Source organism: Bacillus sp. NP247, from assembly GCF_018966865.1.
GTDB lineage: Bacteria > Bacillota > Bacilli > Bacillales > Bacillaceae_G > Bacillus_A.
Window position 1 is genome coordinate 3,471,379 of record NZ_CP076653.1, and the last position, 24,612, is coordinate 3,495,990.

Genomic DNA, 24,612 nt, shown 5'->3' on the forward strand with positions numbered 1-24,612 from the left:
ATTTACAAAGAGGTGAAAAGTTTACAAATATTTAAAGAAACACCTGTATTTAATTGGTTTTTAGATGATATATCTAATCGGTGTGTAAAGAAATCACATTTATCACACTATTTGCGGATAGTAAAAATAGGAGAGGTAAACTATCCAAATTGGATGCGCTAAGTAAAGTGTCACCTTATTTATAATAATGCTTCTTTGTATATTTTTTGATTAAAGTTAGAAAAATATGTAGAGGAAATGGGGAGGTTTAAAATGAATGTATTAAATGAAAATGAAAAAGCAGTGTGATTTTTTTAGGAATCCACTGCTTTTTTCAAATGTGTATACATGATTTTTTGGTCCAAGTACTTCGAAAAAGAACCAAGTAGCATTACCCAACGGCTTTTTCTTTTGTTTTTGCCCCCTGTTTTTGCTTCCGTAAGCTTGTGATGTAAATGAAAAGAAAAGCAATAAGTAATAAAGAGGAATATCGATATACAGTTGCATAGTTGGTAAAGCGTGCAATGAATCCAAAAATAATCGCTCCAGCACCAATTCCAAGATCAAATGCTGAGAAGAATGTTGCTGTTGCTACTCCTCTCCGGTGCGGTGCTACGCGGTCAATCATCCATGCTTGTAGTGCCGGTTGAATTGCTCCGAAACCACTGCCATAGCACGCTGCGGCAATAATTAAACTCGGAATTGTAGTTGTATACGACAGCAAGATAATCCCTGTAAACGTAATAATAACTCCTGGAATGATGACGAATGTATGACCTTTCGTATCATATAATCTTCCAGAAAATGGCCGAGTTACAGCGATTGCAAGTGCGTTAAATAAAAAGAAGAGACTGATATCAGCAATCCCGACTTCCGTAGCAAATAATGTGATAAAGCTCCCAATTCCCCCATACATTAATGTAATACATAATATTAATAATGAAGGAAGTAAAGCTTTACGCTCAATAAATCCATCGAGAAAGGTACCAGATGTTTGCTGTGGTGGTTGCGGCGATTTTTTGATTTGAAGTAGTTTCGTTAATATTAATGAAACTATTGTGCATGAAAGTGCACATAAAAAAAGAATCGTGAAGTTATATGCTTGCATAAGCCAAAGTCCGATAAGCGGGCCGAGCGCCATGGCGATAGTTCCAGAAAGACCGAAGTACCCCATGCCTTCACCGCGGCGAGCTTGCGGAATTAAATCTGAAACGACAGTTCCGTATGTAGTCGTTGTAATACCAAAACCAGCTCCGTGTAAAATTCGAACGGCAAGCAATAGGAAAACGGTTGAAGCGAAAAGATAACTGCCCATAGCGAGTAAACAAATAGCGGTACCGATCATTAAAATGATTTTTTTGTTGAATTTCTGCAGGGCATTTCCAGTTAGCGGCCTAATAAAAAGTGCTGCAACGGTAAACATGCCGACAACGAATCCGATATTTGAACTTGTGCCCCCAATTTCTTTCACATAAACAGGTAAAGTTGGAATTAACATTTGAAATCCTAAAAACATACATAAGTTTGCTAGAATTAGCGCAATAAACTCTTTTGTCCATAACGGTTCTCGTTTTACGAGTACTGCCTCTCCCATATATTCATCCCCTATATAAAAGTTTTCCCGCGTTAACGGGCAGTAAGACTCTCACCTCAAAATTTGGTTGGAGCCCTGCTGTCCGTAAACGCCCGATTGGTGAAGGCTAATAATCAGTGGGGGATGAACAATACCCCACTGATTAAAGTTTCACTTTATCTCTGTTCTTTCGAGTATATGTATTGGTCAATGTAACAGTCAAGGAAGGTGTCTTGAAAGCGGATAATAATTTTTAAGATGAAAAACTGACAAATTTGTGTAAAAGCTACACAACTATGAAAAAAAGATGTAAAGTATAGATGTATAGACTAGTAATTGTTATGAATGATAGAAATTGTTTTTTCTTTAAAGAAAGCGGATTCAAAAAGTAGTGGATGAGAAGGGGATATATACTTTTTCACTACATATATTTGAAAAGGTTTACAAAACAATGAAGAAAGAGGCGTGTACATATGAGACGATTAGGTATTTCTATTTATCCGGAACATTCAACAGTAGAGAAAGATAAGGAGTATTTAACATTAGCAAGTAAATATGGATTTACACGTGTGTTCACATGTTTACTATCTGTGGATGGGGAAAAAGAGAAAATAATAGAAGAGTTTAAAGAAACGATTTCTCATGCGAATGCATTAGGATTTCAAGTATTGGTTGATATTAGTCCGTCTGTTTTTGAGCAACTAGGTATTTCTTATAATGATTTATCGTTTTTCCATGAACTAGGTGCTTACGGTATTCGTTTAGATGTCGGCTTCTCAGGATTAGAAGAATCGATTATGACGTACAATCCGTATGATTTAAAAATTGAGATTAATATGAGCAACGGTACGAAGTATGTAGATAACATTATGAGTCATAGACCAAATCGTGAAAATTTAATTGGCTGTCACAACTTCTATCCGCACCGTTATTCAGGATTATCATACGATCATTTTATTAAATGCTCGAAACAATTTAAAGATTACGGCATGAGAACAGCTGCTTTTATTTCATCATTTGATGCAACATACGGACCTTGGCCGGTAACAGAAGGTTTATGTACGTTAGAAGAGCATCGTGAATTACCAATGACAACACAGGCGAAGCATTTGTTTGCGACAGAATTAATTGATGATGTTATTATTGCGAATGCTTATGCATCAGAAAAAGAACTAGAGGCGCTTGGTGAATTAAATAAAGATAAGCAAACTTTTGATATAGAGATTTATGAAACGACAACAGAGTTAGAAAGAATTATTGTGTTAGAAGAACCACATTTTTATCGCGGGGATGTATCTGAATATATGATTCGTTCTACACAAAGTCGTGTGAAATATAAAAAAGAAGAGTTTAAACCACACAATACACGTGAAATTAAGCGTGGCGATCTTTTAATTGATAATGAGCAATATGGCCAGTATAAAGGTGAATTACAAATTGCATTAAAAGATATGGTGAATACAGGAAAAACAAATGTAGTTGGGCGAATTGTAGAAGAAGAGATTTTCTTACTAGATTATTTACAAGCTTGGGATAAATTCGGATTTACATTAAAGAAATAGATAAAATATAAAAGGGGAAAACTACTGATTTCAGCAGGTTTTTCCTTTTTATATATAAAGAGCGTGAGGAAGAGCTATGACAAAGGTGCATCAGCGATTAATTTCTATTTTAGAGGAGTTTTTAGAAGAGAAATCGATGTTAAATCGAGCTTTTTTAGCGAGCCGATTACATGTATCAACGAAGACGATTCAAAAGGATATCAAATTATTAAATGATATATTGAGAGAACACGGAGCGGAAATCGAATCACAAAGAGGGACTGGATACGAACTAGAAATTATACAAACGAAGAAATTTGAAGAGTTTTGTATGAGCCTATTTCAAAAACAGACGGAAAAGATTCCAATTTCTTATGAAGAAAGAGTAGCGTACATTTTACAACGTGTTTTAACGACAGAGGGATATGTGAAGCTTTCTCAGTTAGCAGAAGAGATTTATGTGAGTAAATCAACTGTAAATTTAATTATGAAAGATGTTACAGATATTTGCGGTCGCTATAAATTACAAATTGAAAAGAGACCATACTATGGTATACGTATTGTTGGAGAGGAATTTAATATTCGTTCTTGTTTATCACAATATGGTTTACCACGTTATGTCCATACTCCGTTTCATGAGCAATATGAGCAGACAAATACATATGTATCGTTACCTCATATATCACTTATCCGTTCAGTTATATTAAAGTATATTGAGGGAGGAACGATATATTTATCAGATATAGAAATTGATAATTTAGCGATTCATATTGCGATTGCGTTAAAGCGATGCCAAGATAATCATTACATTCAAGTACTGCATGTAGAGAAATCTGAACTGATAATAAAGAAAGAATATATAATTGCGAAACAAATTTTAGGGGGATTAGAGGAAGAGCTGAATCTTCAATTTCCAGAAGAAGAAATTTTATATGTGACGATGCATTTGTTGAGTACAGCTGTTACAGCGAGAGATCGCTATGAAAATGTAGAAGAGCTATTAGGAAAAGATGTATATGCATTCATGCAGCACATTCTTTTCAAAGTTGCGGAAGAACGGAATCTTATTTTTTATTATGATGAAGAATTATTATTTGGATTTGGTGTTCATTTAAAAACGTTATTAAACCGTTTGAAATATAAGTTAAATACGAGAAACCCCCTTTTGGCAGAAGTGAAAAAGAATTATCCGTATGCTTTTGAAATTGCGGTTCTCGTTGGAGATATAATTGGTGAATATACGGGAGAATCGATTCCGGAAAGTGAAATTGGTTATATTGCCATTCATTTTGGCGGAGCGATGAGCCGTTTGCAGGAAAAGAATCAAAAGAAAAGATGTTTATTAGTTTGTGCGACTGGGCAAGGAAGTGCACAACTATTGAAATATAAAATTTTATCACAGTTCCGAGATAAATTAGAGATTGTAGGTATTACAGGCTATTATCAATTGAAAGTAGAAGATCTTTATAAAGATAAAGTAGATTGTATTATTAGTACGATTCATATACCGAGTGGTTTGCCTGTGCCAGTTATAAAAGTGAACTCAATATTTGATGATAAAGAGATTAAATCGATTGGTCAGCAGTTGTTTACACATGTGGATAATAGTGTGAAGCAATATATTAAGGAAGATTTGATCTTTTTAAATCGTAGTGCTTCTACGAAAGAAGAAGTTATCCAGTTTTTATGTGAGAAAGCTGCTGAGAAAAACTATGTACCCAAAAACTTTTATGATTCTGTTATGGAGAGAGAGAACACATCTCCTACAGCGGTTGGGAATTTAGTTGCGATTCCGCATCCGATGCAATTATTAAGTGAGGAAACATTTTTGATGTTTTGTACACTTGATAAGGCTGTTGAGTGGGGAGATAAAAAAGTACAATTGATTATTTTATTTAGTGTGAAGCGCAATAATAATGAAGATTTGCAAAGGCTTTATGATTTTTTATATGATATTATGTCTAATCAAAATACGATAGAGAAACTAACTCAGACTGAAGTAATTGAAGAGTTTCAAGAGAGTTTACTATCGTTTTGAAAAAGTATATAAAAACTTCCGTTACATAACGGAAGTTTTTTATGTTTAATTGTATGCGTTTTCATAATAAGATTAAAATATAGAAAAACAAAGCTTGGGGGAATTTAAAATGACTGATATGCAAACTCCATTTGCGTTAATTTTACATGGTGGCAATGCTAGAAGCGCAGCGCTTGAGGCAATCGCTTTTGCAAGACAAGGAGATTTTGAGAATGCGAGTGAAAAGATGGAACTTGCTAGTGAGGAAATTTCAGCAGCTCATCGCATTCAAACAGATTTAATTCAAGAGGAAGCAAGAGGGAATCATGCAGAAATAAGTTTACTATTAGTGCATGCACAAGATCATTTAATGAATGCAATTACAGTAAAAGAACTTGCTGAGGAGTTTATTACTCTTCATAAAAGAGTGGAAGAGAAAGTGACAGTATAATATGTACATTTTATTATGTTGTGCAGCAGGCATGTCAACGAGTATGGTTGTAAGAAAAATGCAAGAAGAGGCAAAGAAACAAGGGAAGGATTATAAAATTAAAGCAGTTGATTCGGAACTTGTGAAATTGGAAATTAAAAATGCTGATGTTGTTTTAATTGGGCCACAGGTGAAGTATTTGTTTCCAACAGTAGAGTTTCTTGCGAAGTCATACAATATACCAGTTGCAATTATAGAGCAGCGAGATTATGGCATGTGTGATGGTTTGAAAGTACTTAAGCAAGCTGAACAATTAGTTTTAGCGTAATTATATTTTTTTAAATACAAACATTATAATGTTATAACTTTTATTTTTGTCAGATTGAACATAGGGAGGGTTATCGATGAATGGTTTTATGAGTTTTATGGAACAGAAGATTATGCCAACAACGCAAAAGATTGCGGGGCAACGACATTTATTAGCAATTCGAAATGGAGTTATTTCTACATTACCGTTAACGATTGTCGGGTCATTTTTCGTTATCTTTTTAAACTTACCAATTGATGCATATATGGAGTGGATTGCACCGTTTCGCCATATTTTAGATATTCCATTCCGATTTACAGTAGGCTTAATGGCGTTATACGCAGCATTTGGGGTAGGGGCCTCACTCGCGAACTTTTATCAGCTCAATCAGTTAAGTGCAGGATTGTTATCTGTACTCGCCTTTTTACTAGCATCAGTTGAACCTATTCAAATAACAAAAGCTGTACCAGGTGTTATTGATGCAGGAAGATATATTTCAGTAGGGACATTAAGTGCTACGTCTTTATTTGGAGCTATTGTGACAGCATTAATTGCAGTTGAAATTTATCATTTCATGATTAAGCATAATATCTCGATTAAATTACCAGATAGTGTACCACCAGCAGTTGCAAATTCATTTGCAGCATTAATTCCAACTTTAGTAGTTATTCTTTTATTCTGGGGCATTCGTTACGGTTTAAAATTTGATGTAAATACAACGATCACATATTTAATTGCGCCATTAAAGTCAGTGTTAGTAGGGAATAATTTATTCGGTGGTTTATTAACAGTATTCCTAATCGTATTCTTCTGGTCGTTCGGTATACATGGTCCAGCGATTTTAGGACCAATCATTCGTCCGATGTGGGATTCAGCAATTCTTGAAAATATGGAAGTATTCACGGCTACAGGAAATGCACATCAGTTACCAAACTTATTTACAGAGCAATTTATTCAATGGTTCGTATGGATTGGCGGATCGGGCTCAACGTTAGCTTTAGTTATTATGTTTATGTTCTCTAAATCTAAGTTCTTAAAAGAGTTAGGTAGACTATCATTCGTACCAGGTTTGTTCAATATTAACGAACCAATTATTTTCGGGGCACCAATTGTAATGAACCCGATCTTAATTATTCCGTTCGTTATTACACCGCTAGTTACAACGACGGTATCATATTTCGCAGTTGTTTCAGGTATGATTCCGCTCATGATGGCGAAGCTGCCATTTACGATGTTAGCGCCAATTGCAGCGATTATTAGTACGGACTGGACAATTATGGCTGGTGTACTTGTACTTATTAACTTTGTTATCTCATTTGTTATTTACTATCCATTCTTCAAAATGTATGAGAAACAACAATTAGCAGGAGAGGAGAAAACAGAATGCTCGGAGCAATTATCATCTTAATTACATTCGTGGTCGGACAATGCATTGCTCATTATTCAAAATGGGTACAAAGTAAATCTTTATTAGTGTTACTACTAGTATCGATATTATTTATCGGATGTTCAATGGGAGCTTATGTAGCATTTAGTTTACAATCACCATTCTTTATCATTGTACCAACGATTTTATGTGCGACATGTTTATCTGCAAAATATAGATTTACGAGCATGGCATTAATACAACGTGTGAAGGAGATGCAAAAGCATGGAGCGTAAATTAGGAATTTCACTTTATCCAGAGCATTCAACGAAAGAAAAAGATATGGCATACATTTCAGCAGCGGCCCGCCACGGTTTTTCAAGAATATTCACTTGTTTACTATCTGTTAATCGTCCGAAAGAGGAAATTGTAGCTGAATTTAAAGAAATTATTAATCACGCAAAAGATAACAATATGGAAGTTATTTTAGATGTAGCTCCAGCTGTATTCGATCAACTTGGTATTAGTTATAATGATCTATCATTCTTCGCAGAGATGGGTGCAGACGGTATTCGTTTAGATGTAGGGTTTGACGGATTAACTGAAGCAAAAATGACGAATAATCCGTACGGTTTAAAAATTGAGTTAAACGTAAGTAACGATATTGCGTATTTAGAAAATATTCTTTCGCATCAGGCGAATAAATCAGCTTTAATCGGTTGTCATAATTTTTATCCGCAAAAATTCACTGGTCTTCCGTATGATTATTTCATTCGCTGTAGTGAACGCTTCAAAAAGCATGGTATTCGCAGTGCAGCATTTATTACATCGCATGCTGCTTGCATTGGTCCATGGGATATTAACGACGGATTATGTACGCTTGAACAACATCGTAATTTACCAATTGAAGTACAAGCGAAGCATTTATGGGCGACAGGGCTTATTGATGATGTTATTATCGGAAATGCTTATGCGAGCGAAGAAGAGTTAGAGAGACTCGGAAACTTAAATCGTTACATGTTACAGCTAAAAGTACAATTTGTAGACGGAGCGACTGAAGTAGAGAAGAGAGCGACACTGCAAGAATTACACGTAAGACGCGGCGACATAACAGAATATATGGTACGTTCTACAGAAGTACGTAAAAAGTACAAAGACGACGATTTCCCAATGCGAGAAAGTTTACCGCAGGAAAGAGGCCAAGTTGTAATTGGTAACAACTCATTCGGAAAGTATAAAGGTGAACTACAAATCATCTTGAAAGAAATGCCGATAGATGAACGGAAAAATATTGTCGGCACAATTGCTGAAGAAGAGTTGTTCTTATTAGATTATGTAGGGGCTTGGACACAGTTTACTTGTGTGGAATAGGGAAGAAAAGGAGGGGGATGCGATGGCATCCTCTTTTTTCTGTTGAAATAGTAGTCTATCGTATATAGAATTCAAAGGGGTAGATTTAATTTGGACGGGAGAGAAGGAGAAAGAAAGAATGTAAGAATTATAAAAAAGAGTCAGCCTCAACAACGAGACTGACTCTTTTTTTATTAACTAGTTTAAAACTTTCACTGTAACTGTTTTACGTCCCCAGTTACTTGATGTACCTTTATCTGGCATTAAAACGTCAATTTTATTTCCTTTAATAGCTCCACCAGTATCACCAGCGATTGCTACTCCGTAACCTTCAACCCATACTTTTGAACCTAATGGAATTACACTTGGATCAACTGCAATAAGTTTCATGTTTGGATTAGCTGTTAAGTTATGGCCTAAAGCTGATTTTACTTGGTCGCCTGCTTTATAACCATTTTCAAGTGGATCTGCTGTGTAAGCTGTTGCTACAACTTGGAACTCACGAGAAGAGGATTGTGTGTTTTTCTCAGTTTCTTTTGCAACAGGTTGTTGTGTAGCTGGTTTTTGAGCCTTATTAGCCGCTTCACGATCAGCTGCCTCTTGAGCCTTAGCTGCTTTACGAGCTTCAGCTGCTGCCTCTTGAGCCTTAGCTGCTTCACGAGCTTCAGCATCTGCCTGAGCTTTAGCCGCTTCACGAGCTTTAGCTGCTTCACGAGCTTTAGCTGCTTCTTGAGCTTTAGCCGCTGCTTGAGCTTCAGCTGCTTCCTGAGCTTTAGCTGCTTCACGAGCTTTAGCTTCTGCTTGAGCTTCAGCATCTGCCTGAGCTTTAGTTTCTGCTTGAGCCTTAGCTGCTTCACGAGCTTTAGCTGCTTCCTGAGCTTTAACTTCTGCTTGAGCTTCAGCTGCTTCACGAGCTTTAGTTGCTTCTTGAGCTTTAGCTTTTGCTTGAGTTTCAGCTACTTCTCCAGCTTTAACTGCTTCACGAACTTTAGCTGTGTCTTGAACTTTAATTGCTTTTTCAACTTTAACTGCTGGTTGAACTTTAACTGGTGCTTTACCTGTTAAGTAAGGAACATGAACATAAGCTGTTTTTCCGTTATATTCAAATTGAATCCAGTCATTTTGCACTTCGTGTGTTGTTTCGATTACATCATCTTGTTTCAACTTACCAAGAATTTCTGAGTCTGTGTTTGCACCAGCACGTACGTTTAATACGTTTGCTGTTACGTAGTAAGTATCTTTTGTGTAGTCAGCGCTTATGAAAGCCTCTTTACCACTATTTAATTTAACTTTTGACCATCCGTTTTCTGTATGTAAAACGTTAACTTTATATCCATCTAATAACTTTCCGACAACTTGTGATTCAGTAGTTGGGTTTTCTCGTACATTTAGTACATCAGTCGTTACGATTGTTTCTGCTTTAGCAGATGTTGTGAAAATCCCAAGACCAAAAACCGCTGCTGTTGCTATACCCATAAATTTTTTCATAATAGCCTCCATTGCATTTGTTTTCGTTGACCTCATTATAGCAACCATTATTTTCTTATTTGCGAAAAACATAGAATTACAAAGCTTTCGTAACGGGGTATTAATATTCTGTAATAATTCCAGTAATATCCTGTTAACGCTTCCTTTGCGTTTTTTAGGGGATTAGAACATATGATTCATAAAATCAATACTATTTTAATTACTAATAGATTAATAATGTATCGGAAGTGTTACTAGATTGTTTCTGTAACGTTACAAAATAGGGGGATTTAACTGTTTGAATCGCAATCTAGTTATGAAAATATAATGTTTTTGTGTGTGAAGTCATATATATAGGGTGAATTTTAATGAAATAGAGATATAATTGTTACAAAATAAGTTGTAGTATGGAAAAAATTACGCCTTGAATTTGTTCTTTTACATATTATTTTTGTAATAATAGGATTGCTTGATAGCTTTCGCGAGAAATGAAAGTTTAAATGATAAAAAGATATTCGTAACATGAAACATATATAATAGAAGAAACATGATTTAAAGGGACGATATCGTTATGAATTGGTTCACGAATTGCAGTAGAATTATCCCGCTATTTGTGGGCAGTAAAACTCCCACCTCAAAATTTGGCTGGAGCAAAGAAGTTAGGTGGGAGACTAACTGCCCATAAACGCCCGATTGGGGAAAGCTAATACTCAGAGGGGGATGAACAAAACTCCCACTGAGTATAGTTTCACTTTATATAATAGAAGTTAGAGGTTCTTATTTTTGTCAAAACGTCGATAAAATTACATTTGCCTTCAATAAAATAAAAAACGTAGGAGTGTAAACTCCTACGTTTTTTATTTACTCATATCGTAAACATTCAATTGGATCAAGTTTTGCAGCTTTGTTAGCTGGTAGTAGTCCGAATGCAATACCGATTAGCATTGAGATACCTACTGAAAGAAGTCCAAGTTCTTTTGAGATAACGAGTGGCCATCCGGCAAAGATTGAGACGATCCAAGCGAAGAAGATACCAAGCATGAATCCGATGAAACCACCGAGTCCCGTTAAAATACACGATTCGATTAAGAATTGCGTTAATACTTTACCGCGTGTTGCACCAAGTGCTTTACGAATACCAATCTCACGTGTACGTTCTGTTACAGATACAAGCATGATGTTCATTACACCGATACCACCAACAAGTAAGGAGATAGCGGCGATACCACCGAATACCATTTTCATCATACCGATTGATTCATCTAGCTGCTTCGTAAATTCACCCATATCTTGAGCTTCGAATTTATGCTCAAATTTAGGAGCTTTCATTTCGTTTAGAACAGAAGCGGCTTGTTTTTCTACACTTTTACGTTCTGCTGGTGAAGTTAATATTAATCTTACAGAGTCATACTCAGTTACTCCTGAGATTACAGGAGCGTTTTCAAGTGATGTATAACCTTCTGACATAGCCATTCCGAAATCATTTTTCGTTTCATACACACCGACTACTTTATATGGCTTTCCTTTTATGTCAGTGTATAAATTTGATTCCCAGCCGTTAAATAGTTTCTTGAAAGCTTCTTCATTTAAAATAACAGCAGGGATTGCTTGTTTTAATTCACTATCATTTAATTCACGACCGTGAACTAATTTTATTTTCGCATCTGTCATAAAGGCGCCTGTTCCACCTTTTAAATCAAGAGAGACATCCTTTGAACCAGAAGATGCTTTTACTTTCATACTTACATCGGGATAAACATCTTTAACGCCTGGCACAGTTTGAAGACGTTTTAACATATCAGCTGTAATTTTGGCACTATCAGTTCCGTAATCAGGGTTGTTGTAGTAAATCGTTACTTCCGTATCTTTTCCTTGGCCTAACTCTTTTTTAAACTTTGCATTTGTACCATCACCCATTGAAATGATAGTAATAATGGCGCTAATACCTATAATAATACCTAGCATTGTTAATATAGAACGCATTTTATGAGCAAAGATAGAGGAAAGGGCCATGCGTATATTTTCACTCGTGTTCAAAATTAACCTCTCCAATCTTGGACGATATTTCCGTCACGAATTACAATTTGACGTGCTGCAGCTTCCCCGATTTCGCGGTCATGGGTAATCATAATGATTGTTGAGCCTTGTTTGTTTAATTCGTAAAAGAGGTCCATAATTTGTGTACTCGTTTTCGTATCAAGTGCACCCGTTGGTTCATCAGCTAAAATGAATTTTGGGTTATTTACAATTGCACGGGCAACGGCAACACGCTGCTTTTGACCACCAGATAATTCGTTTGGTAAGTGAGTAGCTCGATCAGCTAAACCAACTTTTGTTAAAGCGGCTAATGAGCGTTCGCGTCTTTCTTTTTTATCGACTCCAGCGTAAATAAGAGGTAGTTCTACATTTTGAAGTGCTGTAAGTCTCGGTAATAACATGAAGTTTTGAAATATGAACCCGATCTCTTTATTACGAACGTGTGCAAGTTCGGTTTCAGACATGTTTGAAATATTTTGTCCCGCTAATTCATACGTACCTGTCGTTGGTTTATCTAAGCAACCGATAATGTTCATTAAAGTTGATTTACCAGAACCAGATGGTCCCATAATAGAAGTAAATTCTCCTTGGTTTAGAGTTACATCAATTCCGTGTAATATTTGAACGGACTCTGCACCATTTTGGAAGGATTTCGTGATGCCTTTTAAGTTAATCATTCAACGACAACCTCCATACCATCTTTTAAGCCTTTTTCAGGTTTAGAGATAATTTGCTCTCCTTTTTTCACTCCAGAAACTTTTGCTTCGCTATCTGTCTCGAATTCAACAGTAACCGCTTGTTCTTTCGCTTTACCATCTTTCACAACGAAGACAACATTTTTGTCACCTTTTTTCACAATACTGCTTTGCGGAACAATCGTACCAGTTGCTTCGCCAGATTTACTTGTTACGTAAACGTGGAAGCCGTTTTGTAATTCTTCACTATTATCTAATGTGACAGTGAATTGATAGTTAGAAACAGTTTTATTTTCGTCCATGCTCTTTAATGGTGTAGAACCGATTTCCGTTACTTTTCCTGCCCAAGTCTTACCAGCGACCGTTTTTGATGAAACAGTTACTTCTTGCCCAACTTTCATACTAGCAAGCTCATATTCAGAAAGTTGACCTTTTACTTTAAATTGACCAGCGTGACGAAGTGTAATGCCACTCATACCTGTTTTTTCATCGGCAGTTTTCACGATATCATCAATTACGCCATCAACAGGGCTCGTTACAGAAAGTGTGTTTACTTTCTCTTTTGCTACTTTAATCATTTCATCAGCTTTTTCTACTTCAAACTTCTTCATTTCAAGTTGTGATTCTAATTGTTGCACTTCGATTTCCGATGCTTTTAATGCTTCCTGAGGAAGGCCTGCATTTTTATCTTTTTGTAATTTTTGTTTTGCTGCATTTAGTTGTTTGTTTAGTAAGTCAACTTCTTTGTTAGCAAGTTTCTTTTGCATTTCTGCTTCCGTTACACCTTGTTTAGCAGTAGGGTCATTATATTTAAATAGAAGCTGACCTTTTTTCACTTCATCACCTTTTTTAACAGCTAATTCATATGTGCCTTTTGTTGGATCGAATGAAATTGTTTCAATTCCATTTGGAATAACTTCGCCGCCAAATTTTTGTGCATTTTCAATTTGTTTTTCCGTAACTTTATAACCGCTATATGCCATTGCTACTTCTGAACCACCGCCAGCAAATGCAAAATATGATCCAGCTGCAATTCCGATTGCTACTACACTAGTAATTAACACTTTATTTTTCTTCTTCATCTATTTATCACCTTTTCGTTCGTTTTAGTATCTACATTAAGTATAGAGGAGGTGAAGAATCTGACAAATCGTTTTAGCTTACAATAACCTTACAGTTTTGTAAGGTATGAATATCTAAATGTAAGGTAGAGGTTGTCCTAGTTTAAGCAAATGAATTGACTCGTTGTTTCTTTCTTACAATAATATTGTATGAAGGAGAGGAGGAAGGAAGATGGAAGCTTATTTTAGTGCGTATCCATTAAAATCATTTATTCCATACTCAAGACAACATGCCATTATATTATTTATTATGTTGGTGGGGATAGTTTTTCTGTATCAATACCAAGATGTATTACGTCAAAGTGAGTGGAATATAACGGTTCGATATGCGATTGCATTTCTATTTGTAGGAAGTGAGATTGGACTTCATATATGGGAATGGAAAGCGGGTATTTTTGAGCTAGGCATTTCATTACCATTTGAGTTATGTACGATAAGTTTATTGTTAGCGTCGATTATGATTGTAACGAAAAGTTATCGAATATATGAGATTGTATTTTTCACAGGAATTATTGGTGCATCACAAGCCATTTTAACGCCAAACGTGCAATATGCTTTTCCGCATTTTCGTTTCATTGAGTTTTTTATCGCACATATATTGCTCATTTGGGCACCGCTCTTTATGACTTGGGTGGAAGGATATCGTCCAACATTACAATCTATTAAGCGTACGATGATATTTTTAAACATCTTAATTCCTATCGTTTCGTTTGTGAATTTTAAAACAGGTGGAAATTATATGTTTTTAGCTCATAAGCCAGAAACTGCTTCATTACTTGATATGTTAGGTCCGCATCCTTACTATATTATTTCATTGGAAATTGCGGCTTTGATTGGATGTTTTATTTTGTATATGCCGTTTGCGAAAAGAGAAAAGCATGTGCATACGGAATTGCTGGGATCATAACCTAGCGATTTTTTATGTTTGAATATTTACAATTCAGAAAATTAAGAATAAAATTAAGGGGTAAATCATAGAGAGAGAAGGGGAAAAATGGTCAAAAAAGTATTTTTGAATGGGATGGAAATGACGATTCAATTTATTATTTCGATTTTGGGGATTATTTGTTTAGGGGCACTGCCGAAATTATTTTATGGATTTGAGCTGCATGTATCAAAGTACATAAAGAGTTTAAAAGAAGTATTTTTGAACTTAATGGATCTCTCCAATTTGCAATATGTGAGAGATAAATTTTTATTCCCACAGTTGTTTGTCCATTATAAAGAAACGATTGTTATTTTTTTGGCCGCTTTTTTCATTTCATTATTTGTAGCATTTTGTATCGTTTATATGATTATGAGTAGTTCACCGCGTATACAACATCGAATTAAATCATTTCTTATCTTCCTAGAATCCATTCCAGATATTCTTCTTATTTTAGTATCGCAAATTTTAGTTATATGGTTTTTTAAACAAACAGGTTTTTTACCTTTTCAAATTGCGTCAATTGGAGGCGAGTCGATTAGAGGATTGCCAATATTTTGTTTGAGTATACCGACTACGATTATGTTTGTAAAAATGTTAGTGCTTCGTTTTGAAAATGAGCTAGAAAAAGATTATGTACTATTTGCTAAAGCGAAAGGGCTCGATCGCTTTCATATTTTAAATCGTCATATTTTACGAAATGTGTTGCTTAGTACACTTTTCTTTGCGAAAACGAATGTTTTTTTTATGTTATCTAATTTATATATTATAGAATGGATTTTTAATACGGGTGGTATTTTTATGTTTTTGAAATCGTATGAGGGTATTAGGGTTGAGGTTTTCATCGTTAGTGTGCTGCTTATTTATATTCCAATTTTTATTTTATTTAAACTGTTTCATTATCTCGTTCCAGCTGCGATGAAGGAGAGATTATAATATGTGGACGTATATAAAACGTGATAAAAGGTTTTGGATAAGCATTGGATTTCTTCTCATATTAGTTCTTTTGAGCATCGGAAATACGATATGGAATGATGGACAGATTAGAAAAGTTACACTGCAATACGATGCGGCTGGAAACCCAGAAGTACCACCGTTTTCACCTTCATTACAATTTTTACTCGGGACAGACCGGAATGGATATGACCTTTTACATTTAGTAATTGAGGGAGCAAAGTGGACGATTGGAATATCGTTTTTAATCGCATTACTTAGAATGGTAATGGGTGTATTTTTCGGTGTTTTGCTCGGAACATACATAAAAAGAGGCTTTGCAAAGATTGAGGCTTTCTTTGATAGTTTCACAGTTATTCCTACAGTTATGATTGCGTATTTCTTTCTTCAATCTGTGAATAGATTTGGAAGTGGAGAGGAAACAACAACTTTTTTTGAAAGGGCTTCGTTCCAAGTTGTATTACTTGTACTGCTTGCGATGCCAGTTATTGCACTGTATGTTGCGAAGGAAGTTCGTAAATTACAAACGGAAGAATTTATTGATGCCGCGCGCATATTAGGTGGATCAAGAAGACATATTGTTATAAAGCATCTTTTTCCGCATCTCTATATGACGTTTATACTCGTATTTCTTCAGCAGTTTACGCAGACTCTTACTATTTTACTGCACTTAGGGTTACTAGAAGTATTCTTTGGTGGAACTGTTCAGTTTTTAGGACCGGTAGAAGAAATAGACTCTTACACGCATGAATGGTCAGGTTTAATTGGAGTCTATTTTAGATCTTTAACAGTGCATCCATGGATTCCTCTCGTCCCAATTACATTTTTCGGGCTTACTATTTTTTCAGGAAATATGATTGTAAAAAGTATAGAAGAGGCGATGATGAAAGTAAGGTTAGGGGGAGAGATAAAGAAGACAGTTGTAGAAGAAGAACAATCTGCTGCGCAGTCAAAAGAAGAGTTATTTACTTTTAAACATACGATGTGAAGAGCCTAGGAAACTAGGTTCTTTTATTTTGTTATATTACAATATCGTAAGAGAGGTGTAATGAAAATCGATAGGGAAGAAATACAATTTCGTATACACTTCATGCATAGAGAAACGCGAGAGTAGGTGAAGGTATACGATGGATTTTTTAGAAGTATCAAAACGTAGTATAAAACGAAATATTAAAGATTATTTTCTATACTTTATTTCGTTAGTAGGCAGCATTATTATTTATTTTACATTTGTATCGATTAAACGAAACGAAAGTGTAGTAGCGCTTTTGAAAGAATCGGATAAGGTGGAAACGACATTTACGTTTGCACAAATTTTGTTGATTATCTTTTTAACGATTTTTATTTTTTATTGTAATAGCTTCTTTTTGCGAAAGAAGAAAAAAGAAATTGCATTATACAGTTTATTAGGAATTCGTAAAGAGGAAATTGCTAAGTTACTCTTTTATGAAACATTATTAGTTGGTGCTGCGGCAAGTGTATTAGGTATTATTTCTGGTTTATTTATAGCGAATATATGTGCAGGGCTTCTTGTGAAGTTAATGGGAAGTGCGTTTACTTTTACATTTACGATTTCATTTTTATCTATAGTAGAAGTTCTTATAACGATAGGTGCGATTTTCTTTATTGCATCATGGAAAAGTAAAAAGTTAATTTATGAGCATCGTTTAGTTGAATTACTATATGGTGAAAATCAGAAAGAAGAGGCACCTACGTATTCAAGTAAGAAGGCAAAACGAGCGATTGTTTTATTAATTACAGGTTATATAATTGCGTTACTCACACAAGTTTTTGGATTTGGAGCAATCTTTATTACAGGTCTACTTATTTTTGGGTGTATTGTAAAAGGTACGTTTTTACTATTCGAGCAGTATACAGTGAAATCACTCCATAAAATAAAGGGAGATAAAACGAAATGTTGGAATGGAACGAACATTTTATCGATTTCTTCCTTGTTCTTCAGAATAAAAGGAAATGTAAAGATGCTTGCGCTATTATCTTTATTAAGTGCAGTGACACTATGTACAATTGGAATTAGTTCTAGTATGTATTATGGAGCGCAGAAAACGGCGACATTAATGAATCCAGTTAGTTATGAGTATGTAACAACTGGAAAGGAGTTAGATAAGAAAGTTAGAAAAGAAATTCAAAAACATGAGTTAGGAATCAAAAATGAAACGTCTGTAGCTATGCTCTCTATGAAAGGAAAGATAGAGGGAGAACAAATACTAACTGGGTACTTAATAGGGAATGATAATGTACAAGTTATAAAAGTGTCGGATTATAATAAATCAGCTTCTATGTTAGGTAATAAACAAGTTATTCTAGGTTCTGAAAAGGAAGTTGTTTTATTAGATCCGTATAAATCATATAACATAGAAAAGAATTCGCTTGAAGGAAACGACGTATCCTTCGAAGGGATGAAGAATGGTATAACAATCGTTGATCATCGTGAGGAAACAATTGTGAGTGCGAAACTTGCACCAGTTGGACTTGTTGTTCAAGATTCGTTATTTAATAAGCTGCAGCAAGGAAATGCTGTTTCAACAGTTAGCGGATTTATCGTTGAAGGAAACGGTAGTAGAGAGCTAACGAAAGAGTTAGGGACTATCCTATCTAAGGAAGCAAAATTCCAATCCTTTGAAGAGGCGAGCGAATCTGAATTGCAAGATGGTGCAGTGTTATTATTTGCTAGTGTATTTTTAGGGATTGTCTTTATTCTTGCAACGGGTTGTATTTTATACTTTAAACAAATAACAGAAGCGATGGCAGAGCGACCAGCTTACGAAATGTTAAAGAAAATTGGACTAACGAAAAAGGAAGCAATAGAGTCTGTAAGAAAGCAAGTAGGTGCAATTTTCTTAGTACCATTACTGCTTGCGATTTGTCATACGTTCTTTGCATTTTTAAGTTTGATGGGCTTTCAAGGAATGTTTGAATATAGCCTTCCTGTACTAGGTAGTATAGGAGTATATATCATGATTTACTTTAGTTACTATATGTTAACTGTTCGCTCATATACAAATACTGTATTTAGCGATAGAAAATAAAAAGAAGCAAGCATGGATTTCATGCTTGCTTCTTCTTTATTTTGTAGAAACTTCACCTTCAGCTTCTGTTTGCGGGATAAAGTATCCGATTATACCACCGATAATTGCCGGAACAATCCAGCCGATTCCTAAGTTATAAAAAGGAATTGTGTGTACGATATTAGCGATAAAGTTTGGAATCATTTCCACATTATCAAGTGCATGAATACAGCTAATAATGAATGCTGCGATCATCGCTCCGATATAGACAGAAGGTTTACGTTTCGTATATTTATCGATAAATGATACGAAAATTAAAATGATTGTAATTGGATATAAAATAATTAATACGGGTAATGTAATTTTGATTAATAAACTTAATCCTAAGTTTGAAATAACGAAGCTAAAGATACAAACGTATAATACAAGCTTCTTATATGAAACATTTGTTAATACTGTTGCGAAATAGTTGGCGAATGCACTTACAACACCGATTGCAGTCGTTAAACAAGCAAAGATAATTGCGATACTTAATAAAACATTCCCGCTTGTCCCAAAGAATTGATACATAACAGTAGCTAATAGCTGACCGCCGTTTTCAAATTGTCCTAAGTTCCCGTTTGAAGCACCGATATAACCGAGTAAGAAATAAACAATTGTTAAGAATAGGGCAGCAATGCTTCCGCAAATAATTGTATATTTCGCAATCGATTTCTTATCTTGTATACCGTTTTGACGAATTGCATTTACAACAATTGTTGATAATACGAGAGCTCCGATTGCATCTAAAGTTAAAAATCCTTCAAGAAATCCTTTGAAAAATGGGATGTCTTTATAGTCACCGATAGGTTCTGTGAATGATCCTGGTGAAAAAATTGCTTTTGTTGCCATAATTGCAATAATTACAAGTAAAATTGGCGTTAATATTTTTCCGATATGATCTACTAATTTGGATGGATTTAATGATAAGAAGTAGACGACTGTAAAGAAAATAGCACTAAAAACTAACATAGAATACCATTGGTCCGGGAAGAGTGGTGCGATTCCAATTTCGTAAGATACAGTTCCAGTTCGTGGAATAACAAATAGTGGGCCGATTGAAAGATAAATAATGATAGCGAATACTGCTGCGAATTTTGGATGAACACGGCTTGCTAAAGTATTAAAACTACCACCGGCAAGGGCAACAGCGACGATAGCTAGTAAAGATAAACCGACATCTGTAATAATAAATCCTGTAATGGAAACCCACATGTTCTCTCCGGAAGAAAGACCGAGAAGGGGCGGGAAAATCATATTACCAGCACCGAAGAAAACTGCGAATAGTAGTAAACTAATCGAAAGTATTTGCGCTGGTTTTAAAGTTGTACGCATATAAAGAAAATCCTCCTAATGAGTGTTTTTGTCGAAAATTCAAATAATTTGTCGAGTAACTGTTATTATTTTAAAGGTCTGATGACTATAAAGCAAGAAGGAATTTTATAAATATTAAAAAATAATGCATTAAATTGAATAAATATACTATTTATATGTTAATTAGGAAATATTTAACTTTAAATATAAAAAAACACATATCGTCACGATATGTGTATTAAAAGAAAATCTTTTTATCACGTTCTTCTTTTAAAATTTCAACGGCTTCTCGGAAGCGTTGCGAATGGACAATTTCTCGTTCGCGTAAAAAGCGTAAGCTGTCATTTATGTCGGGATCGTCAGATAAATCAATTAGCCATTGATAAGTTGCTCGTGCTTTTTCTTCAGCGGCAATATCTTCATATAAATCTGCGATAGGGTCTCCTTTCGCTTGTATATAAGTAGCAGTAAAGGGAACACCACCTGCATTATGATAAAACAAAGCGCTGTCATGATTCGCATAATGCGCGTCTAATCCAGCAGCTTTCATTTGTTCAGGTGTTGCATCTTTTGTTAATTTATAAATCATTGTAGCAATCATTTCTAAATGTGCGAACTCTTCTGTACCAATATCGGTTAGTAAGCCAACGACTTTGTCAGGAATAGTATAACGCTGATTTAAGTAGCGAAGGGCAGCAGCCAATTCACCATCTGCACCACCGTACTGTTCAACTAATAATTTTGCGAGTGCTGGATTACAAGTACTCACTTTAACAGGATATTGTAATTTTTTTTCATAAATCCACATAGTTTCTCTCCTTTATCCCGCTATTTGTGGGAGTCGAGCTGCCCGTAAACGCCCGATTGGTGCGGGCTGATTAAAGTTTCACTTTATATTTGCCATGGCCAAGGGCCTTTGCTCCATTCCCATGGAGCGTTAGAATAACTATTTCCAAACTGCTGAAGTGGCCCGTATTTTTCTTCAATTCTTTGTTTTAATACTCTTCGTTTATAGGAGAAATCATTGAATTGATTTATAGCTGCAATATCGTCGGGATGCGTATCTAAATAGAGGGTAAGTTCAACTAATACAAAGTCTAGCTCTTGTAGTTCTTCAATCCATTTGTAATATTCATCAGGCAATGTTTGTGTCACGTTTTTATTCACCGTCCTTTTTTGTAAGGATTTTCATAATAATCATAAAATGCAGGCCATAAAGTCCCTTTTCTTAAAGCTTCTCTTGGTGAGAATTGGGGTAAATTAGCTGGTTGAAAGCCCATATATAAGTGGGGGGGAGTTGAGTAATATTTCTTTCCGATTGGAGGGCAAGGATCGTTTGGGCTATGGTAAGGTATGTAGGATTTCATATATTTATCCACGTTACACTCCTCCTTTATAAATGAAATATTCATCACTACGTATTGTATTCGTACATAATTGTAAATTATGACTCATATAGAAAACTAATAGAGACAGGGGGAGTGCGGATGGAAAGTATTACAACATGTATTGTATTAGAATCTAAAAACTTAAAGGAAACATTATATTTTTATGAAGGAATTCTAGGATTTAAACCGAGCAAGGAGAGACCACAATTACGTGTAACAGGTGTGTGGTATGATATTGGTTCAACGAGAATTTGTTTTGTTGTAAACAGGGGACTGGGAGAGTATAGAGAGACTGTTATATCATCAGTGAAGGAACTATTGTTAAAAACTACAAATATCGAGCGGTTAAAGAAAAAGTTAGAGTTTTATCAAATATCATTTGTAGAAGAGCGCCATGGTGAAGAAGTAAGAATAATTTTCTATGATCCGAATAGTTATAAGCTCCAAATTGTCTCAAAAGAGAATATGGAAGAAAGTCTTTTTTGAGTTTATAATCGTAATAGGCAATGTAAGTAATGAAAAAAATATTGACAAGCCTCTCCAAATATCTTAATGTGATTGTATAAAATTGTGTATATAAAGGGGAGTAACTTATTACAGTAAAGTCGTCATTACAGGGAGAAACCCTCGGCTTTATTGGCAACGATTCGTTGTTAGTGAGACCTTTACCAGCAATGGTAAAGGCCCCTTATTGTCTTTTTAGGACCCTTACCATATTTGGTAGGGTCCTTTTTGTATACAAAGAGAGGAGATATAAAAATGAAAAAACTTATTAGTAGATTAAGAGTTGTATTTCATGTCCGCCGTTTTGTTCCATTTTTATTTGACTTTTTTACTTCAAAAGAGGTTTCCATAAAGAAGAAAATCTTATCTATTGCTTTTTTAGTTGGTTACGTTGCTATGCCGCTCGATTTAATTCCAGACTTCCTGCCGTTTATCGGTATTTTAGATGATATTGGAATTGTGTTATTCATTTTGAACCGAATTGTAAAGATGGCACCAGTTCAATTGCAAGAAAAGCATAATGTAAATGTAGGATAGGAGCTAAAAGTATGGAGCAAATTATTTTAGATATAATCGAGTATTTAAAGCAGTTTTCTTATTTTGGAGTTGTGTTGGCTTTAACTTTTGAATTTATTCCAGCAGAGGTAGTTTTGCCTCTTGTTGGGTATTGGGTATACGAGGGTGATATGAATTTTTGGCTTGCTGTATTAGCTGGAACAATTGGAGGAACGACAGGACCATTAACGTTATATGCACTCGGTTATTACGGTGGTCGTCCTCTGTTAATAAAATACGGGAAATACTTCTTTATTAAAGAAGAACAAATTCAAAAAGCAGATGATTTCTTTGAGAAATATGGGCCGGTTGTAGCATTTTTAGGACGCTTCATCCCGGGAGTTCGAACACTTATTTCCGTTCCATGTGGTATGGCGAAAATGAATATATGGAAATTTAGCATATATACATTTGTAGCAATGTTCCCGTTAACGACTTTGTATATTTATTTTGGAATGAAATTAGGTCCGCATTGGGAAAAAGCAGGGGCTATTGTTGGGGAGTACATGTTACCTATATTAGTCGTTGTCCTTGTAATTGTGGCTTGTATCTTAATCTATAAATATATGAAAAAGAGGGACAAAACGGAATCTATTTAAAGATAAAGGCGCATAATTTTTGGTGAATATAGATGAATAATACAGGCAAAGGACTCTTAAGGACATACACATATAAGGAATAAGTAAGAGAGAGGGGAAATTTCTATGGCTTGTGAATGCTCAGGGGCGGCGTTAACTTGTTGTCCAGATAAAAATTTTGTACAAGATAAAGTGTGTAGTCCATGGTCAGGAACTGTAGTTGCTACTGCAATTACAAATGTGCTGTATAACAACAATATTAATCAAAATATGATTGGAACAGGGTTTGTTAGGTATGACGTCGGGCCAGGTCCAATCACGCTGACAGTTTTAGATGGAACAGGGGCTACAATTGACACACAAACATTAAATCCTGGAACGAGTATAGCTTTTACGTACCGTCGTTTCCAGACAATTGAAGTAACTTTACCTGCTGGAACAGCTGGAACATATCAAGGAGAGTTTTGTATAACAACACGTTATCCACTTTCATAATAGAAAAGGAGAGGACTAAGATGTGCAATTCTAACTTATCATGCTGTTCCAGTAAAACACTTGTTCAAGATCAGGTGTGTATAGATTGGGCTGCTACTGGTGCGGTCACTGAAACGGTATATACGAATAATATTACACAAGACTTGTACGCATCTGGATATGTAAAATATGATGTGGGTGTAAATCCAGTTACAGTAAACTTTTTAGTAGGAGCGACAGTAGTTAATACAATTACTGTACAACCACAAAGTAGTGGATCGTTTACAGTAAGGTATTTTACTACAATTCAAATTGTAACAACAGGGACGACAACGAGCCAAGGGCAATTATGCCTTACAGTGCGTTATCCGATTTCATAAGGAAAAGCATACCGTAATGGTATGCTTTTTTGTATAGTTTGTAAGTTAGGGTGGTAAAGAATTTTATAAACAAAATGAGAATTGGCAACAATATTTTCCCTCTATATATTGAGTTGGGTTATTTGGAATATTAATGATTGTCACAGATTGTAATGATTGACCTGTATATGACATTGTGTTGCCAGGATAGACAGTAAAATTATTTGTCACCTGCCCAATAATTTGAACGGTAATCCCTCCAGTACTACTAGTGCTATTATACACAGAAATGGTACCTGATATTTTAAGTAAACCATCTCCTTCCCATAAAACTAATGTGGAATTTTCAGAAGGTGGAGGGATTTCTTTTGTTATAAAAAAATTACCAGCGAATTCATTCGTGACTAGTTCACAGCTTGGTGGTTTAGGTGGGTTAGGTGGATCGTAGGGAGGGCAGATGATAGATAAAGGGGCATAGCAGCCGATATTTTTTTTACAAGCCATTAATAGTTCCTCCCTTCATAGTTTCTTTTTATTACTATTAAATGTTGTAAAACGATAGTTGTGTTAATAAAGGGGCGAAAAATTTCACGAAAGATGTTTAATAGGC

At 35.2% G+C, this 24,612-nt stretch carries 26 protein-coding genes; 16 read left to right on the top strand and 10 right to left on the bottom strand.

Features of this window, described 5'->3' with window-relative positions:
• Positions 1–370 precede the first annotated feature (370 nt).
• On the bottom strand, positions 371–1,573 hold the full coding sequence (locus tag KPL75_RS18170; protein WP_219917228.1) for an MFS transporter: 1,203 nt from the start codon (positions 1,571–1,573) through the stop codon (positions 371–373).
• A gap of 452 nt (positions 1,574–2,025) precedes the next feature.
• Here KPL75_RS18170 and KPL75_RS18175 point away from each other — a divergent pair, with 452 nt between their 5' ends.
• The 7 genes from KPL75_RS18175 to KPL75_RS18205 all read left to right on the top strand — a co-directional run bounded on the left by KPL75_RS18175 (position 2,026) and on the right by KPL75_RS18205 (position 8,584).
• On the top strand, positions 2,026–3,114 hold the full coding sequence (locus tag KPL75_RS18175; RefSeq protein ID WP_219917229.1) for a DUF871 domain-containing protein: 1,089 nt from the start codon (positions 2,026–2,028) through the stop codon (positions 3,112–3,114).
• A gap of 76 nt (positions 3,115–3,190) precedes the next feature.
• Complete coding sequence (locus tag KPL75_RS18180) at positions 3,191–5,131, top strand: BglG family transcription antiterminator (protein ID WP_219917230.1); 1,941 nt, start codon at positions 3,191–3,193, stop codon at positions 5,129–5,131.
• 109 nt (positions 5,132–5,240) lie between these two features.
• Entirely contained in the window at positions 5,241–5,561 is a 321-nt protein-coding gene (locus KPL75_RS18185; protein WP_000131326.1) for a PTS lactose/cellobiose transporter subunit IIA, read from the top strand.
• Position 5,562: 1 nt separating this feature from the next.
• The gene (locus KPL75_RS18190; RefSeq protein WP_002063902.1) at positions 5,563–5,868 is read left to right on the top strand and encodes a PTS sugar transporter subunit IIB; all 306 of its coding nucleotides are present in this window, start codon (positions 5,563–5,565) and stop codon (positions 5,866–5,868) included.
• Positions 5,869–5,944: 76 nt separating this feature from the next.
• A complete protein-coding gene (locus KPL75_RS18195; RefSeq protein WP_002063903.1) occupies positions 5,945–7,255 on the top strand; it encodes a PTS sugar transporter subunit IIC in 1,311 nt (436 codons plus the stop codon).
• Positions 7,231–7,509, top strand: coding sequence for a hypothetical protein (locus KPL75_RS18200; RefSeq protein ID WP_144508364.1), 279 nt, complete (start codon positions 7,231–7,233; stop codon positions 7,507–7,509). The genes KPL75_RS18195 and KPL75_RS18200 overlap by 25 nt, the downstream gene beginning before the upstream one ends.
• A complete protein-coding gene (locus KPL75_RS18205) occupies positions 7,499–8,584 on the top strand; it encodes a DUF871 domain-containing protein (protein ID WP_219917231.1) in 1,086 nt (361 codons plus the stop codon). The genes KPL75_RS18200 and KPL75_RS18205 overlap by 11 nt, the downstream gene beginning before the upstream one ends.
• A gap of 177 nt (positions 8,585–8,761) precedes the next feature.
• On the opposite strand, the gene entC is transcribed toward KPL75_RS18205, so the two are convergent.
• The 4 genes from entC to KPL75_RS18225 form a co-directional block, all read right to left on the bottom strand.
• Positions 8,762–10,174 (bottom strand): cell wall-binding protein EntC, encoded by a 1,413-nt coding sequence (entC, locus tag KPL75_RS18210; protein WP_219921126.1) that lies wholly within the window; start codon positions 10,172–10,174, stop codon positions 8,762–8,764.
• A gap of 717 nt (positions 10,175–10,891) precedes the next feature.
• Positions 10,892–12,067 (bottom strand): ABC transporter permease, encoded by a 1,176-nt coding sequence (locus KPL75_RS18215; protein WP_219917232.1) that lies wholly within the window; start codon positions 12,065–12,067, stop codon positions 10,892–10,894.
• 2 nt (positions 12,068–12,069) lie between these two features.
• Positions 12,070–12,744, bottom strand: a complete 675-nt coding sequence (locus KPL75_RS18220) for an ABC transporter ATP-binding protein (protein ID WP_016094728.1) — start codon at positions 12,742–12,744, stop codon at positions 12,070–12,072.
• The gene (locus KPL75_RS18225) at positions 12,741–13,844 is read right to left on the bottom strand and encodes an efflux RND transporter periplasmic adaptor subunit (RefSeq protein ID WP_219917233.1); all 1,104 of its coding nucleotides are present in this window, start codon (positions 13,842–13,844) and stop codon (positions 12,741–12,743) included. The genes KPL75_RS18220 and KPL75_RS18225 overlap by 4 nt, the downstream gene beginning before the upstream one ends.
• A gap of 211 nt (positions 13,845–14,055) precedes the next feature.
• Between KPL75_RS18225 and KPL75_RS18230 the strand changes: the two genes are divergently transcribed.
• From KPL75_RS18230 to KPL75_RS18245, 4 genes are all read left to right on the top strand, one after another.
• Positions 14,056–14,790: a YwaF family protein gene (locus KPL75_RS18230; RefSeq protein WP_219917234.1), complete on the top strand. Its 735-nt coding sequence runs from the start codon at positions 14,056–14,058 to the stop codon at positions 14,788–14,790.
• 87 nt (positions 14,791–14,877) lie between these two features.
• Positions 14,878–15,744, top strand: coding sequence for an ABC transporter permease subunit (locus tag KPL75_RS18235; protein ID WP_219917235.1), 867 nt, complete (start codon positions 14,878–14,880; stop codon positions 15,742–15,744).
• Position 15,745: 1 nt separating this feature from the next.
• The gene (locus KPL75_RS18240; protein ID WP_219917236.1) at positions 15,746–16,750 is read left to right on the top strand and encodes an ABC transporter permease; all 1,005 of its coding nucleotides are present in this window, start codon (positions 15,746–15,748) and stop codon (positions 16,748–16,750) included.
• Between the two features lie 139 nt (positions 16,751–16,889).
• Complete coding sequence (locus KPL75_RS18245; RefSeq protein ID WP_219917237.1) at positions 16,890–18,812, top strand: FtsX-like permease family protein; 1,923 nt, start codon at positions 16,890–16,892, stop codon at positions 18,810–18,812.
• 36 nt (positions 18,813–18,848) lie between these two features.
• On the opposite strand, the gene brnQ is transcribed toward KPL75_RS18245, so the two are convergent.
• From brnQ to KPL75_RS18265, 4 genes are all read right to left on the bottom strand, one after another.
• Complete coding sequence (gene brnQ, locus KPL75_RS18250; RefSeq protein ID WP_219917238.1) at positions 18,849–20,165, bottom strand: branched-chain amino acid transport system II carrier protein BrnQ2; 1,317 nt, start codon at positions 20,163–20,165, stop codon at positions 18,849–18,851.
• Between the two features lie 217 nt (positions 20,166–20,382).
• Positions 20,383–20,952 carry a spore coat protein CotJC gene (cotJC, locus tag KPL75_RS18255; RefSeq protein ID WP_000265281.1) on the bottom strand — a complete coding sequence of 190 codons (570 nt, stop codon included), beginning with the start codon at positions 20,950–20,952 and terminating at the stop codon, positions 20,383–20,385.
• An 83-nt stretch (positions 20,953–21,035) separates the two neighbouring features.
• Positions 21,036–21,299: a spore coat protein CotJB gene (locus tag KPL75_RS18260; RefSeq protein WP_002150382.1), complete on the bottom strand. Its 264-nt coding sequence runs from the start codon at positions 21,297–21,299 to the stop codon at positions 21,036–21,038.
• A gap of 8 nt (positions 21,300–21,307) precedes the next feature.
• Complete coding sequence (locus KPL75_RS18265) at positions 21,308–21,523, bottom strand: spore coat associated protein CotJA (RefSeq protein WP_219917239.1); 216 nt, start codon at positions 21,521–21,523, stop codon at positions 21,308–21,310.
• 108 nt (positions 21,524–21,631) lie between these two features.
• Here KPL75_RS18265 and KPL75_RS18270 point away from each other — a divergent pair, with 108 nt between their 5' ends.
• The 5 genes from KPL75_RS18270 to KPL75_RS18290 all read left to right on the top strand — a co-directional run bounded on the left by KPL75_RS18270 (position 21,632) and on the right by KPL75_RS18290 (position 24,023).
• Positions 21,632–22,018, top strand: coding sequence for a VOC family protein (locus KPL75_RS18270; protein ID WP_219917240.1), 387 nt, complete (start codon positions 21,632–21,634; stop codon positions 22,016–22,018).
• A gap of 273 nt (positions 22,019–22,291) precedes the next feature.
• The gene (locus KPL75_RS18275) at positions 22,292–22,573 is read left to right on the top strand and encodes a YkvA family protein (RefSeq protein WP_000733844.1); all 282 of its coding nucleotides are present in this window, start codon (positions 22,292–22,294) and stop codon (positions 22,571–22,573) included.
• An 11-nt stretch (positions 22,574–22,584) separates the two neighbouring features.
• Positions 22,585–23,190 (top strand): DedA family protein, encoded by a 606-nt coding sequence (locus KPL75_RS18280; RefSeq protein ID WP_113936729.1) that lies wholly within the window; start codon positions 22,585–22,587, stop codon positions 23,188–23,190.
• Between the two features lie 105 nt (positions 23,191–23,295).
• Positions 23,296–23,664, top strand: a complete 369-nt coding sequence (locus tag KPL75_RS18285; RefSeq protein ID WP_219917241.1) for a DUF3992 domain-containing protein — start codon at positions 23,296–23,298, stop codon at positions 23,662–23,664.
• Between the two features lie 20 nt (positions 23,665–23,684).
• Positions 23,685–24,023 (top strand): DUF3992 domain-containing protein, encoded by a 339-nt coding sequence (locus tag KPL75_RS18290; RefSeq protein WP_002150369.1) that lies wholly within the window; start codon positions 23,685–23,687, stop codon positions 24,021–24,023.
• Positions 24,024–24,086: 63 nt separating this feature from the next.
• Here KPL75_RS18290 and KPL75_RS18295 read toward each other — a convergent pair whose 3' ends face one another.
• Positions 24,087–24,506, bottom strand: a complete 420-nt coding sequence (locus tag KPL75_RS18295) for an S-Ena type endospore appendage (protein WP_219917242.1) — start codon at positions 24,504–24,506, stop codon at positions 24,087–24,089.
• Between the last annotated feature and the right edge of the window lie 106 nt (positions 24,507–24,612).